General features: G+C 38.7%; 14 protein-coding genes and 4 pseudogenes. 12 read left to right on the top strand and 6 right to left on the bottom strand.

Annotated elements, in window-relative coordinates; genetic code table 11:
- Positions 1 to 72: 72 nt before the first annotated feature.
- Positions 73 to 258, top strand: a pseudogene (locus ACFVP7_RS11680) (hypothetical protein); the annotation flags it as partial.
- 115 nt (positions 259 to 373) lie between these two features.
- Here the strand turns inward: ACFVP7_RS11680 and ACFVP7_RS11675 are convergent.
- Positions 374 to 553, bottom strand: a complete 180-nt coding sequence (locus ACFVP7_RS11675; protein WP_134157025.1) for a hypothetical protein — start codon at positions 551 to 553, stop codon at positions 374 to 376.
- Positions 554 to 769: 216 nt separating this feature from the next.
- On the opposite strand from ACFVP7_RS11675, the gene ACFVP7_RS11670 reads away from it, so the two are divergent.
- Positions 770 to 1120 carry a DUF3221 domain-containing protein gene (locus ACFVP7_RS11670; protein WP_131227491.1) on the top strand — a complete coding sequence of 117 codons (351 nt, stop codon included), beginning with the start codon at positions 770 to 772 and terminating at the stop codon, positions 1118 to 1120.
- 486 nt (positions 1121 to 1606) lie between these two features.
- Here the strand turns inward: ACFVP7_RS11670 and bla are convergent, their stop codons facing one another.
- The gene (bla, locus tag ACFVP7_RS11665) at positions 1607 to 2527 is read right to left on the bottom strand and encodes a class A beta-lactamase (RefSeq protein ID WP_338730472.1); all 921 of its coding nucleotides are present in this window, start codon (positions 2525 to 2527) and stop codon (positions 1607 to 1609) included.
- 225 nt (positions 2528 to 2752) lie between these two features.
- On the opposite strand from bla, the gene ACFVP7_RS11660 reads away from it, so the two are divergent.
- Both ACFVP7_RS11660 and ACFVP7_RS11655 read left to right on the top strand, forming a co-directional pair.
- Positions 2753 to 3385, top strand: coding sequence for a type 1 glutamine amidotransferase family protein (locus ACFVP7_RS11660; protein WP_396582156.1), 633 nt, complete (start codon positions 2753 to 2755; stop codon positions 3383 to 3385).
- A gap of 263 nt (positions 3386 to 3648) precedes the next feature.
- Positions 3649 to 4080 (top strand): hypothetical protein, encoded by a 432-nt coding sequence (locus ACFVP7_RS11655; RefSeq protein ID WP_095843747.1) that lies wholly within the window; start codon positions 3649 to 3651, stop codon positions 4078 to 4080.
- Positions 4081 to 4253: 173 nt separating this feature from the next.
- Here ACFVP7_RS11655 and ACFVP7_RS11650 read toward each other — a convergent pair whose 3' ends face one another.
- Positions 4254 to 5132: a DMT family transporter gene (locus tag ACFVP7_RS11650; RefSeq protein ID WP_338730471.1), complete on the bottom strand. Its 879-nt coding sequence runs from the start codon at positions 5130 to 5132 to the stop codon at positions 4254 to 4256.
- Between the two features lie 100 nt (positions 5133 to 5232).
- On the opposite strand from ACFVP7_RS11650, the gene ACFVP7_RS11645 reads away from it, so the two are divergent.
- Positions 5233 to 6105, top strand: a complete 873-nt coding sequence (locus ACFVP7_RS11645; RefSeq protein ID WP_338730470.1) for a LysR family transcriptional regulator — start codon at positions 5233 to 5235, stop codon at positions 6103 to 6105.
- Positions 6106 to 6213: 108 nt separating this feature from the next.
- Here the strand turns inward: ACFVP7_RS11645 and ACFVP7_RS11640 are convergent, their stop codons facing one another.
- The 3 genes and pseudogenes from ACFVP7_RS11640 to ACFVP7_RS11630 form a co-directional block, all read right to left on the bottom strand.
- On the bottom strand, positions 6214 to 7008 hold the full coding sequence (locus ACFVP7_RS11640; protein WP_338730469.1) for a DUF817 domain-containing protein: 795 nt from the start codon (positions 7006 to 7008) through the stop codon (positions 6214 to 6216).
- A 105-nt stretch (positions 7009 to 7113) separates the two neighbouring features.
- A pseudogene (locus tag ACFVP7_RS11635) lies at positions 7114 to 7370 on the bottom strand (helix-turn-helix domain-containing protein).
- A gap of 9 nt (positions 7371 to 7379) precedes the next feature.
- The gene (locus tag ACFVP7_RS11630; protein WP_024571433.1) at positions 7380 to 7862 is read right to left on the bottom strand and encodes a DUF2975 domain-containing protein; all 483 of its coding nucleotides are present in this window, start codon (positions 7860 to 7862) and stop codon (positions 7380 to 7382) included.
- Positions 7863 to 8209: 347 nt separating this feature from the next.
- Between ACFVP7_RS11630 and ACFVP7_RS11625 the strand changes: the two genes are divergently transcribed.
- The 7 genes and pseudogenes from ACFVP7_RS11625 (at position 8210) to ACFVP7_RS11595 (ending at position 12688) form a co-directional block, all read left to right on the top strand.
- Complete coding sequence (locus tag ACFVP7_RS11625) at positions 8210 to 9121, top strand: VanW family protein (RefSeq protein WP_015714063.1); 912 nt, start codon at positions 8210 to 8212, stop codon at positions 9119 to 9121.
- 100 nt (positions 9122 to 9221) lie between these two features.
- Positions 9222 to 9719 carry a hypothetical protein gene (locus tag ACFVP7_RS11620; protein WP_021481414.1) on the top strand — a complete coding sequence of 166 codons (498 nt, stop codon included), beginning with the start codon at positions 9222 to 9224 and terminating at the stop codon, positions 9717 to 9719.
- Positions 9720 to 9823: 104 nt separating this feature from the next.
- Positions 9824 to 10049: pseudogene (locus tag ACFVP7_RS11615) on the top strand (hypothetical protein); the annotation flags it as partial.
- A 6-nt stretch (positions 10050 to 10055) separates the two neighbouring features.
- Positions 10056 to 10213 (top strand): annotated as a pseudogene (locus tag ACFVP7_RS11610) (YoaP domain-containing protein); the annotation flags it as partial.
- A 170-nt stretch (positions 10214 to 10383) separates the two neighbouring features.
- Positions 10384 to 10866 carry a DUF4944 domain-containing protein gene (locus ACFVP7_RS11605; protein WP_338734085.1) on the top strand — a complete coding sequence of 161 codons (483 nt, stop codon included), beginning with the start codon at positions 10384 to 10386 and terminating at the stop codon, positions 10864 to 10866.
- A gap of 122 nt (positions 10867 to 10988) precedes the next feature.
- Entirely contained in the window at positions 10989 to 12167 is a 1179-nt protein-coding gene (gene oxdD, locus ACFVP7_RS11600) for an oxalate decarboxylase (RefSeq protein ID WP_338734083.1), read from the top strand.
- Between the two features lie 215 nt (positions 12168 to 12382).
- Positions 12383 to 12688 (top strand): hypothetical protein, encoded by a 306-nt coding sequence (locus ACFVP7_RS11595; protein ID WP_232566733.1) that lies wholly within the window; start codon positions 12383 to 12385, stop codon positions 12686 to 12688.
- Positions 12689 to 12743: the final 55 nt, after the last annotated feature.

The following is a 12743-nucleotide window of genomic DNA, read 5'->3' as shown; positions in this document are numbered from 1 at the left end:
TATACATATATTATGTTGTAATTGGAAGTTATTTTGAAAGTGAATAATGGATCATAAAAAGTAAAAATCTCGATTTTAAAGGGAGCAAATATATGTATAGTAGACGACAGTAATGATAAGTATATTTATGCTGGAACCCAGAAAGAAGCAGCATGCAATAATGAGTTTGAAAGCGGAATAAGAGTAAGGGTATGGTTCGAAGGTAACCACATACAAACATTTGAGAAAGAACAAAAAGAAGTAGATCCGTTTGGTGAATGTCCCTGTTGTTTATTTTTAAAGATCAAAAAGAGTTTAAAATGGCCGGTGTGGCCCAAGAGCAGCTTAGAAATAAGCTTAAACAAATAATCCTCCCACAAAGGGAGGATTACTATTACATATTAACTAAAGTGTAAGTCAATGAAACAATGAATAAAAAATACGAAATATAAGATATTGCTTTTGAAGAACTTGTTTGATGTATTTGGAATGTATAGATAAGTGCAAAACCCAAGAAGAAAACTGTTACAAACCAAGAAGTGTATTGTGGAAAGATGGCGACCGCCAATACCATGATTGTTGAAAAAATAAATGAAGAGTAATGAGTTACTTAATGATCATTATTCAAAGAAATCACCTCTACGAATTTTTACCCGATTTAGTCTGTGTATTAACAGCTTGTAAAAGATTCAATATGAGAAAATGAAGAAGTTTCTGGATAGATTTACACTACAGTTTATTGATATGTAGTTATGGAGTGAGATTGTTTAACATGACGGGAGGGAGAAAGTTGCCTAAAATCGGAGTAAGCTTGATAGTGCTCATTATTTTCCTTGCAGGCTGCAAAAATGAACAACACGGAGAAGAAACAAAGATGCAGAGCCTAGTAGGCTATGTCGTGCTTAAAGACAATGAAAGGGCAATTCTCATTACCGATACAAAAGCTCCAGTAAAAGAAGATTACGATCTTTCTGAAGGACAACTTATGAACAAGTTTAAAAATAACATAGTAATTGTAGGATTAAGTGAGATTGATAACACAGATGATCTCAAAAGAGGTGAAAAAATAAAAGTGTGGTTCCATACATTAAAAGAGTCAAATCCACCAAGTGCAACGATACAAAAATATGAATTATTATAAAAAAATTGTTGAATTCTCATATAGATAACCTCTGAGTCAACAAATGTTGTTCTATTGCATTGAAACTGCCAGTGACCAATATCAAGTTCAGTTATGTTAATTCAAGTGGTTTGATATGTTAGTGTCTTCGAGACGAAATATTGGAAGTGAGTCCGGATATTCATGAGTATTACAAATTGGTCACAGAATAAGAGACTTAAGGGAGTTGTCTGCATTGTATGTTCACTTCTTTATAATGGCTTGCACTAAGGAGTATATTCTTGGAAGGAAAGAAAACGGATTTTAGGGTGCTTAATCTTAATTCTTGTCAGGTCAAACTTTACTTGTTCCATAAAATGAAAACTTGCCGTTAATTATAATAACGTTTAATTTTGTGGTGTTTAAATATCTGATTCTAGAGGTCTTATGAAAGAACCGTTCATCAAAAAATGAACGGTAGGAGTTAAAAAAGTAATGTCTTTTCCTTTGTGGTAAAAGGCTAAACATTTATTTGAGATCGTTAAGGACGACTTTTGCAGCCTCAGCGATAAGAGCATTATCATAATTAGCATCTTTCGTAAAGCGGTTTGACAGAATTGCCACAACAATAGGAGCTCTGTTTGGCGGCCAAACGATAGCAATGTCGTTTCGTGTCCCGTAACTTCCGGCTCCGGATTTATCGCCGACTTCCCATCCTATTGGAGCGCCTGCCCGAATCAGTTCGTCACCAGTAGCATTGCCTCGCATCCAATCGGTTAAGATCATGCGTTTGTCAGTCGTGAGAGTGTTATCTAAAGTGAAGGCTTTAAGATCGGTTGCCAGTGCTTTTGCGGTGCTTGTGTCACGAATATCACCAGGAATCGCAGAGTTTAGATCCGTCTCGAATCGTTTAGCTTTCGTTACATGATCCCCAATCTGTTTCAGTGACTTTTCAAAACCTTTAGGGCCGCCAAGCTGTTGCAGCAATATGTTCCCAGCGGTATTATCGCTGTAACGGATAGCCGCTTCCAAGATTTCTTTTAGACTCATGCCTGTTTCGAGGTGTTTCTCTGTGATTGGAGAATATGTAACAAGATCGTCCTTGCTGTAGTGGATGATTTCATTAAGTTTTTCAATTGAGTTTTTCTTCAGGACAGCAGCTGCGGCTAGAACTTTATAGGTTGATGCGTAAGCAAATCGCTCATTCGGCCGATAGGCGATTGTCTTGTTTGAACCTGTATCAATTGCATAAACACCAAGCCTGGCATCAAATTTTTTCTCAAGTTGAACAAATTTTTTATTCGTTATACAGCTTGCCATGTTTGTGTCTTCTATGGATTTTGCTTCGGCATGTGTTGAGTTGAAAAAAGGTGTGAAACCAGTAATGCTTAAACATAAAAGCCCAACACATATTCCGAATTTTATTGACGCTTTATTTTTCAACTTCATCAGGCCTCCTCATTCAAATGATTTTGTATTACCTTTGAAATGTTTCCCATGACAGTTAGTGTAACAAACCCCTTTGCGCTAGTAAACATAGAATCAATTGATCTTATATTTTTATAAGTTGGGAGAACAAGGGCATAAAAATAGAATCAACAAAAAAGCTGACAATGGCTGTCAGCAAAGTCATCTATTAGAAAGCTTTATCAATTGTGATTGGAGTGTTATTGGATGCAAACGAGAAAAGTTTATCTCTACGTATTTCACACAATGTCAGACTGGGAATATGGATATTTAATTGCGGAACTAAACTCAGGGAGATACTTTAAACAAGATGCAGCATCTTTAAAAGTAGTTACAGTAGGGGTTAATAAAGAAATGATAACTACGTTGGGAGGATTAAGCATAAAACCAGATATTTCTCTTGACGAATGTACTCTTGGGAGTCAAGATCTTATCATTTTACCCGGAGGAAACACTTGGGGAGAAGATATTCATCAGCCGATCTTGAAAAAAGTTGACGACGCTTTAAAGCTCGGCACGACTATTGCTGCAATTTGTGGGGCAACCTTGGGCCTCGCGAATGAAGGATACTTAGATTCGAGAAAGCACACAAGCAATGACCTAGAGTATATGAAAATGGTCTGCCCTAATTACAAAGGAGAAACACTATATGAAAAGGGGCCTGCAGTATCTGATGAAAATTTGGTTACTGCATCAGGAATTGCTCCTCTGGAATTTGCGGTAGAAGTATTGAAAAAATTAGATGTATTTGCACCAGATACATTGCGTTCATGGTATAAGCTAAATAAGACTCAAAAGCCTGAATACTTCTTTGAGCTAATGAATACAATAAATCGATAGAAAACACTTTAGCAGTTTTTTGTAATGCTCCTGAACTTATAGGAGCATTTTTTATATGTGTCTAGGAGCTAAATAAAGAAATGCAGAAACTCTAAAAAAGAATATAGATTGGTAGGCCTTATTTCGAATAGAGTTTGATTTGGGTTAAAACTGTTCTTATTAAGGCTCATTTCATGGTGCTAAAGATTCATTTGGAGAAGACTGTCTTGATCAGAACAGACCCTTCCAATATATTGAAGTAAAAGATATCGGGAGGAACTCTTTTGAAAAAGATGTTGATGTTAGCTTTTACATTTCTTTTGGCTTTCACTATCCATATAGGGGAAGCTTCGGCTGTTATCGTGAAAGATGAGGAGAAAGTGAGTTTTACAATGACAGAAAATGAAAAATGGTTTATGAAGTCTGATGACCTAAATTCAAACCATTGGACATCTCACTTTGGGTACAGATTCACCATTTTCGATACTGAAGGATGTACAATTAACACAAGAATCATGCGAATGACTTTGTCAGGATATGAAATAACCGTTAGTGAAAAAAACTTCTCAGGGGATCATTTTGATTTGAGTGCAACTGATCGAGTTGAGACGATGCCTTATAAGACTCATTATTTGATTTTGACAAAAGATCCAGATTGCGGAGATGTTAAAGTAAAAGGTCTATACGGTTTTCAGTTTGATCAGCCAGAATGGTAATAAAAAAGAATCTGGATTCTCACCGGCCTAAACGCCAGCCAAGCTAATGTCTCACATGCAGACACTAGCTTTTTTCATTGTTTAATAGGCTGTCGTCAGGATTCTAGAAGACTTTCTCATAATAGTCGTTCCCTGTCACATGAAGCCCAAATGACAGGAGAAATGTATATCATTCACACTTTCCGTCGTGAAAATGTAAATGTATTCATAAAAATCCCGCAGCATATCAGCAGTGCGCCGAGGATAATGTTGATGGTGATCTGTTCGTGCAATTGCAGCCATCCAAAGAATAGGGCTAATACGGGAACAAACATTAATGCCATGGATGCTTTTGACGCTTCGATTTGATTGAGCACCCAAAACCATACGACAAAGGTAAAGCCGGTGGAAAGCAAGCCATTAAACAGCAATGACCACACCGCTTGATATGTCCATTCGGCTGAAGTGACGGGCTCCAAAATAGAGGAAAACACCAATAACATGACGGCTCCCATCATAAGGTGCCAGGCATTCATGTGAATAATATTGATATGCTTGAATTGTAGCTTGCTGAACACATTCGCGATTCCCCAGCTAAGCGCTGCCGCAAGGACGCACAGCTCCCCAAATAAAGCGCTTTGATCGATATTGAGCATTTCCTTTCCAAATATAAATAACAGTCCGAAGAGGCCGCAGACCAGTCCCATCGTTTTATAAACATTCATTTTCTCGTTTAATGTAAAATGGCTGATCACCGTAACAAATATAGGCATTGTATATACCAAAACAGAGGTTTTCCCTGAATCGACAAACTGCATTCCATACGTCAAGATCCCCATATAGCCCAGCCCCATCAAGAGGCTCATGATGATATAGCTTTTGAGATGTTCTTTTTTAATTGAAAGCTTTTTTCTTTGGATGAAGAGAATGAGAAATAAAGGAACCGCTCCGATGAACAGGCGCAAACCCGAAAATAAAAGCGGGGGGATGTCATGAATTCCTACTTTCATCGCAACCCAAGTATAACCCCAAATAAGTGTGACAGATATGATTCCCAGCATAACTTTTACCATAATGAAGCCGCCTTTCTTGTTTAAATATCGTGCTGGTTTCTATCATATGTTACATTTATGTATAACTGAAATACATTTTTATTATTGGGGGTATAACCAAATGGTTATGAACATGAACCATCTTCACATATTTGTTAAAGTCGGGGAGAAATTGAATATTACAGAAGCGGCAAAAGAATTGTTCATCTCTCAGCCGGCGGTAAGCAAAGCGATAAAAAACCTGGAGAGCTCACTGCAGCTCAAATTATTGATCAGGGATAAACATCATGGTTTAATGCTGACTGACATCGGAAAAGAAATATTGCTGCTGGCGAGGCAAATGAAGGGAATTGAAAGCAAAATATATCAAGTAGCCAACCGGGAAAACAAGCTGTTAAACGGGAAGGTGAAAATTGGTTCATTTCCTGCAGTTTCAACAAATATCATGCCACAGGCGATTGCGGCATTCAGATCAAACTATCCGCTGATCCGCATAGAATTGATCGAAGGAACCTCTGACCAAATAAAAGGATGGGTTGAGGATCGGACGGTTGATATCGGGATCGCAGCATCTCCATTTGAACCGTTTGAAAATCAGCTATTGTGTAACGACTATATGGTGGCCGTCATCCCGCCGCAGCGTGACGAATTAAAACTTGAAAAGCATGTCGACCTTGAAACATATCAAGATGACCTCATTTTTTGTAAAGGCGGTCATGAAATCGCGATGTCAAACGCATTTTCGCAATACAACATCGAATTAAAGGAAAACTTAACTGTGCAAAATGCCGAAACCTTGATTAATATGGTCAAAAATAACTTGGGTATCGGCATCATTTCAAACTTTACACTTTCATCCGTCCCGCATCAATTGATTAAAAAGGACATCTTTCCTAGGGTCACACGCAATATTGGCGTCATCGCACATTCATTTGAAGAGATAACGCCGGCGGCGCATGAGTTTGTCAAGGTGTTGAAAGCAGTTGTAATCTGAATCAGTTATCGTGGTGCGATGAAATTTGAAGAAGATGAATACTCAGCGGCAGAGTAGAAAAAAGCAACCATTTGAACGTTGCTTTTCACTCTATTTGGGACTTGAATGCTAAGAAAAAGATTCACCAATCTCTGCCTTTGTGGGATTCTGCTCCTTAACTTGTTTTAATGATGCTACTATAAGAAAGCTAACAATCACTAGCAAGAGCCATGAACTTACCTTTCCAAGGTGTACGAGACTCCATGTATCGATTTGGTTTGGATATTTCCAAGCTCCAAAAAACGTAGCGATATTTTCCGCTATCCATATAAAAAATCCGATGAGTACAAAAGAAAGTGCGAGCGGCATACGGTAACGAGCTCCATTCACCTCGTATGTAACCCATGTTTGCCAAAAGACAATGATGACAAGCCCAGACAACCACCATCGAATGTCTATAGAAAAATGGTGGGTGAAAAAATTCAAATAAATCGCTGCGGCAAGCGGAACAACTGCAAAAAAAGGCGGCCACTTAACCAGTTCAACCATAAGCCTTCTCCATGCCTGGCACAAATAACTGGCTACACTTGCGTACATAAAGCCGCTATACAAAGGTACTCCAAATATTTTGGAGTATCCTTCTTCTGGATAAGACCAGGAGCCCATATGGACTTTAAAAAGTTCCAGAGCAAGCCCAATAAGGTGGAATAATGTGATCACTTTTAATTCATCCCGTGTTTCAAGACCGGAACGCACCATCCACAATTGCATGAGAACGCAGATAATGAGCAGCCAGTCATACCGCGGCAAGAACGGTAGTGGGATGATTTGCGTAATAGCCAAAGAGGCAAAAATAACGGCAGGAAACAAACATGAAAGGGCTTGTTCCCAGCCAAAATGAACGATTTGTTTTATGGCTCTCATGATGTATGCCTCCTCCATAGTTGTGTTCTTCGTGTATGAAAGGGACGCTTAGTATAGCAGCTAGATGGATATAAGTTTATGTCCATAAGCTCACCGCCAATCACTTTATTTTTCTGTTGATCCTACATATTTTTTCTTTACGAATCCTGTGTGTCTTCATCACTTCGGTATTCCAATATATCCCCGGGCTGACATTCTAAAGCCTTGCAAATCGCTTCTAAAGTTGATAATCGAATAGCTTTTGCTTTTCCGTTTTTCAATATCGAAAGATTAGCCATGGTGATGCCAACTCTCTCTGAAAGCTCTGTTACGCTCATTTTCCTCTTAGCTAGCATCACATCAATATTGATAATAATCGCCATGTCATCACCTCAGACCGTTAAGTCATTTTCTGATTTTATATCTATCGCTTCTTTTAAGAGTTTTTGAAGAACAGCAGCAAAGACCGCAATCACCATTGAAGCAAAAATAATAACCAATCCGATCACAATGATACCCGGGGCGTCGTCTATCTCGGCCATCAGATAAAAGACAGGCATGCCTGCTGCGTAAAAGATACTGATAGTGACTGCGCAGTATTTTATATTCTTCAAAGCTCTTACAGACAAACCCGAGAAAGCTTTGTTTTTGTCAATATAGCTTAAAAGTTTGAACGCTTGATAAAGAGCAAAGTAAAAAGGTATCGCCGTTACATACAAATAGATGAAAACGAGATATTTTATATAAGCGATATTTGGAAATATATCCGCTGAATAGTTGGCTATCTTAGGCACTAAAAAAATGCATAAAGCAAGAATTGGAATTCCAATAAGAACCAAAGCTATCTTTAAAAAAATTGTCGACATTCGATTCATAACAAGCACCTCATTTATTTGTTGTCTAATTGAATGTAACAAAAAATTTATCGTTTCTCAATAAAAAAATATTGAAATGGATTGATTTGTTGTTGTTATAGGAGATCCTTTTCATTTTTGACAAGACAAAAAAGCATCCCTCATCACTGGGAGATGCTCAACTATTTTAAACTTTGCCGACTGAATGAACCGTGTGCCTCAGTGAACTTAGGGATCGGTGTGAACATAAAGCTAAGCTCTTTTATGAAGGCTTTTATCAACGTCTAAAGATTCAAACAAACGATGGGAAGAAATACATCAAAGGATAAGCGGCTGTTCATACTAATGATCGGGAGGTAAACCGACTTATGATACAAATTTTGATCACTGGTCTTTTTTTATTGGCTCAGCCGAGTGAGCCGCAGGACAGTTTAACGGTCACACAGCAAGGACGGACGATTGCCACTGTTAACCGTGAAGACTTTACAATGCCTCTTCCCGGCACTCCAATGGTTGACTATGAAAAATACAGTAAATTCATCAAACAGCTTGATCAGAAAGTGTACCGTGAGCCGATAAATGCTGTCCTTAACGATCATGGAAGCATCGTCCCGGGCAGGGTTGGCTACAAACTGTATCAACAGGCGTTTATGGAAAAGTTTTATGCGTATTTTTATGGGCAAGGTCCCTCCAAGATAGAAGTGCCGGAAATGAACATTTATCCGAAAGTTGACAGCGAGCTGCTAGCTCACATCAGTACGCAGCAGCTTGGTCAGTACGTGACGTATTTTAACTCAAGCAATAAAAGCCGTTCACACAATATTTCTCTTTCTGCAAAAGCAATCGACAATCACGTTGTTTTCCCTAATGAGACGTTTTCGTTTAACCAAGTTGTGGGAATGAGAACTCGGAACAAAGGATATAAAAGTGCACCCATTATTGTAAAAGGGGAGTTGTCTGAAGGTGTAGGAGGAGGAATTTGTCAGGTGTCCTCAACTCTATTTAATGCCGTTGATCGTGCAGGACTGCAGATCGTTCAGCGCTATTCTCATACTAGAAGTGTACCATATGTACCGCCCGGACGGGATGCGACGGTAAGCTGGGGAGGTCCTGACTTTCGCTTTCAAAACCAATATAACCAACCAATCTTAATTCGGGCAAAAAGGTATGGGGGAAGTATGATTATTACGCTATACTCTTCTGATGTGATAAACAGCAAATTGAGAAAAATCCCCAAAGCTCCCTCTCGGATACCGAAAGAAATAAATGCAGAGCAGTAAAGACAAAACCTCAGGTAAGGTTTTGGTTAAGAGAGCTTGTAGATTGCTCAAAATCAATTCTTTAAGGAGCGGCCAGTGAAAGGAAGGAGGGATAAATGAAGTGAAAAGGGTATTATTTTCTGTAATTGTTTTTACAGCAGTTGGATTTACGTTTTGCCAATCAAAAGCGCATGCCCTGACTTTTACGGTGTTGCCTATTACACAAAAAACAGACCAGTGGTCAGTAAAAGTAAGTGAAGCAAAAAATGTAAAGGAATTTGCGAGACCTCAAAAAGGAGAATATCAAGTATATTCCTTGGAAGTCAAAAATATAGGGGAAAAAGCAGCTACAGTGGATGTGCAATTGTATAGAAATGATCCTGATTCAATCACAAGATTTTCACTTTTTGGATGCCTCGATGAAAATTGTGACAAACCAAAAGAAGATTCTAAAATGTTAGCTGAAAGTTTAAATGATGGCTCACCGCTGAAGTTCAATCATTTTATGCTGGCAGATAAGGCCTCTGAATTAGAGGTTGTGATTATTTGGACACAGAAGGGGCAAGAAGGACGCAATTTAAAACAGACCTTTAAATTCACTGAAGATGGCGTTAATTAGACAGTAAAGATGGAATGGCTTTGATGATTCGATCTCTTACTTTGCCTGAGGAAAAAACGAAAATAATTGTTGGAAAACCAATCATAGCTGAGTCAAATGTCAAAGTGACTGTGATTTATGACTATAGAGAAGAACCAGAGGAGGCTTTTTGGATACACTTATCCGATGGGAGTGAAATGTTTGTCGATGATCACAAAGTCTTTATGGAATACGAATAGAGACTTTGTGACTGACTGCGCATTTCAGCGTTACATTTTACTGATAATGACAGTGACACCTAAACAAGTGCAGCCCGTTTCGTTATTAAAAATCTTTAATTTCGAAATTTTCACATCTCAATTTCAGTCAATTCTGTTATCATCGAAAGAAGAGGAACAAAAGTCACCAGCTATTTGGACAACTTTTAGCGTTTTTTATATGGGAGATTTGTGACTCATGAGATCATGAGTGTAAATAAATTTGAAAAGTTACTTAATAAACTCTTGTTAGCTTGATTTTTAAAAATAAAAAGTCCATTTTAAAACAAAATTGTATGTAAGGCGTGATATACGTTTAAATTTTGTCTCTGAAAGAGCTTTAATTTAAATTCGAAGTTTTTAATTTTCTTTTCGGTAACATTTTGATCATATTTTCCTACTAAAAAGTTAGGAAAGTGGGGGTAAACATGAAAAAAAAGAACAATATTAAGAAATGGCTATTGATCATTGCTGGATTCTTGATCATCTGCATCACCACATTATTTGTAATGGTATCAGGAAACAAAGTGAAATATGAGGGCAGCGGGAAAAGCGGACTGTGGATGTCTAACCTTGAAAAATCAGACAAAACTTCAATTGGACCTAATTATTTTCTAAATATATATTGGCAGGGGAGTAAGAAGGACGAAAAGAGGACTGTCATAGAAAAAATCACCTTATACATAGATGGTAAAATGTATGATGACAGGGAAAATTATGATTTGTCAGAATACACAGGTGATGAAATGCCGGGTGGGGGACGCATGGAGGACCATATTGCCACCTTTGATTATATGCCTGAAGATGAAGTGATAGGACATGATGTATTAGTGAAAGTGGAGTGGAAGACAGGCCAGAAAAAACAGACAGAAGAAATCAAATTACATAAGAAGCCATGGTATAAAAAATAGCTTATTTGATGTATTTGTGATCACATTGGTGGTCACTTTTTTATTTGCGGATTCCTAGGCACAGCAATCTAAGATTCTGCATAGGCTGAAATAAAATCTTGTTCATTTCTAAAACGAGGTGCATGCTGTTGGAACAACAACCAATCAATCATGATGACAGAAACGTGCCGCAGCCTATTCGAAGTGATGGAGCTGGAGCTATTGATGCAGGCCCGCGAAATATAATGCGGGATATTCAAAATCCGAATATACTTGTTCCGCCTGTTACAGATGAGGGTATGATTCCTAACTTGAGATTTTCATTCTCAGACGCTCCCATGAAATTAGATCACGGCGGCTGGTCAAGAGAAATCACCGTAAGACAGCTTCCGATTTCGACTGCGATTGCAGGTGTAAACATGAGCTTAACTGCGGGAGGCGTCCGTGAGCTTCATTGGCATAAGCAAGCGGAGTGGGCTTATATGCTTTTGGGACGGGCACGTATCACCGCTGTTGACCAAGACGGACGAAATTTCATTGCTGATGTTGGTCCCGGCGACCTTTGGTACTTCCCAGCAGGAATTCCGCATTCCATACAGGGATTGGAACACTGCGAGTTTCTGCTCGTATTCGATGATGGAAACTTTTCTGAGTTTTCAACGTTAACCATTTCAGATTGGCTTGCACACACACCAAAAGACGTTCTGTCTGCAAATTTCGGTGTCCCGGAGAATGCTTTCAACTCTCTTCCGTCTGAGCAAGTCTATATTTACCAAGGGAATGTGCCGGGATCAGTCGCGAGTGAAGACATTCAGTCACCATATGGAAAAGTCCCCATGACCTTTAAACACGAGCTGTTAAATCAACCCCCAATTCAAATGCCAGGGGGGAGTGTACGAATAGTGGATTCTTCTAACTTCCCAATTTCAAAAACGATAGCCGCTGCACTTGTTCAGATTGAGCCTGGCGCGATGAGAGAGCTTCATTGGCATCCCAATAGCGATGAGTGGCAATATTATCTAACAGGACAGGGACGAATGACGGTATTTATCGGAAATGGGACTGCCCGCACATTTGATTATAGAGCAGGCGACGTTGGATACGTGCCTTCTAATGCCGGACACTATATACAAAACACTGGTACAGAAACATTATGGTTTTTAGAAATGTTCAAAAGTAACCGCTATGCAGATGTGTCACTCAATCAGTGGATGGCATTGACGCCTAAAGAATTAGTGCAAAGCAACTTGAATGCTGGATCAGTCATGCTTGATTCTCTGCGTAAGAAGAAAGTGCCTGTTGTGAAATATCCCGGTACGTAAAGACTGAACCGATCACACAGTGGTCTTAAAGTAACTAGAGCTGGGTGTTGGCCTGTGTTTTATCAAATCCCTATATATACGTTATGTAGGGTTTTTCTGCTTGAATCGTATTGTAATGAGCTTTAAAATGTTAATGTGGAAATGATAACCATTCGATAATGGGAATTTAATGGCCGATTTCTACCAGTTTGATTGGCTTTAAAGGAGGACAAGAAATGAAAGCACTCATATTTTTATCCAGTTTGACTGCCATTGGGAGCTCTATATTGGGGCGATGGTTAGGGATGCTGGATGATTCTTATGCTGTTGGCGATGCTTGGTTTATAGGTGTTTTAGCTGGATTGATTTCACTTCTAATATTGATTGATAGTCAAACGATGACAAAGAGTTACATAGTAAGTATAAGTACGATACTAGGCATTCTTGGAGTGGGATTTATTTATTTTCCAGCTGCATTCATCAACATATTATTAAGTATTACACTGGATAAACAAAAGAAAGAAGACCTTCATGTAAGATGAAAGAAATTTCATTTAATTCTTAGGAGGGAAAGTGTATGGATTTACCTCTATGGGC

The sequence above is a fragment of the Bacillus sp. SG20033 genome, from assembly GCF_044570195.1.
GTDB classification, from domain to species: Bacteria; Bacillota; Bacilli; order Bacillales; family Bacillaceae; genus Bacillus; species Bacillus subtilis.
The sequence above is the reverse complement of the archived record's forward strand: the minus strand, read 5'-3'. Positions and strand labels throughout refer to the sequence as shown.

Excerpts from the sequence above, each read along its gene's own strand:
- ACFVP7_RS11675 (WP_134157025.1), bottom strand. The coding sequence starts at position 553 with ATGGTATTGGCGGTCGCCATCTTTCCACAATACACTTCTTGGTTTGTA.
- bla (WP_338730472.1), bottom strand. The coding sequence starts at position 2,527 with ATGAAGTTGAAAAATAAAGCGTCAATAAAATTCGGAATATGTGTTGGG.
- ACFVP7_RS11660 (WP_396582156.1), top strand. The coding sequence starts at position 2,753 with ATGCAAACGAGAAAAGTTTATCTCTACGTATTTCACACAATGTCAGAC.
- ACFVP7_RS11650 (WP_338730471.1), bottom strand. The coding sequence starts at position 5,132 with ATGGTAAAAGTTATGCTGGGAATCATATCTGTCACACTTATTTGGGGT.
- ACFVP7_RS11645 (WP_338730470.1), top strand. The coding sequence starts at position 5,233 with ATGGTTATGAACATGAACCATCTTCACATATTTGTTAAAGTCGGGGAG.
- ACFVP7_RS11640 (WP_338730469.1), bottom strand. The coding sequence starts at position 7,008 with ATGAGAGCCATAAAACAAATCGTTCATTTTGGCTGGGAACAAGCCCTT.
- ACFVP7_RS11630 (WP_024571433.1), bottom strand. The coding sequence starts at position 7,862 with ATGAATCGAATGTCGACAATTTTTTTAAAGATAGCTTTGGTTCTTATT.
- ACFVP7_RS11625 (WP_015714063.1), top strand. The coding sequence starts at position 8,210 with ATGATACAAATTTTGATCACTGGTCTTTTTTTATTGGCTCAGCCGAGT.
- ACFVP7_RS11605 (WP_338734085.1), top strand. The coding sequence starts at position 10,384 with ATGAAAAAAAAGAACAATATTAAGAAATGGCTATTGATCATTGCTGGA.
- oxdD (WP_338734083.1), top strand. The coding sequence starts at position 10,989 with ATGCTGTTGGAACAACAACCAATCAATCATGATGACAGAAACGTGCCG.
- ACFVP7_RS11595 (WP_232566733.1), top strand. The coding sequence starts at position 12,383 with ATGAAAGCACTCATATTTTTATCCAGTTTGACTGCCATTGGGAGCTCT.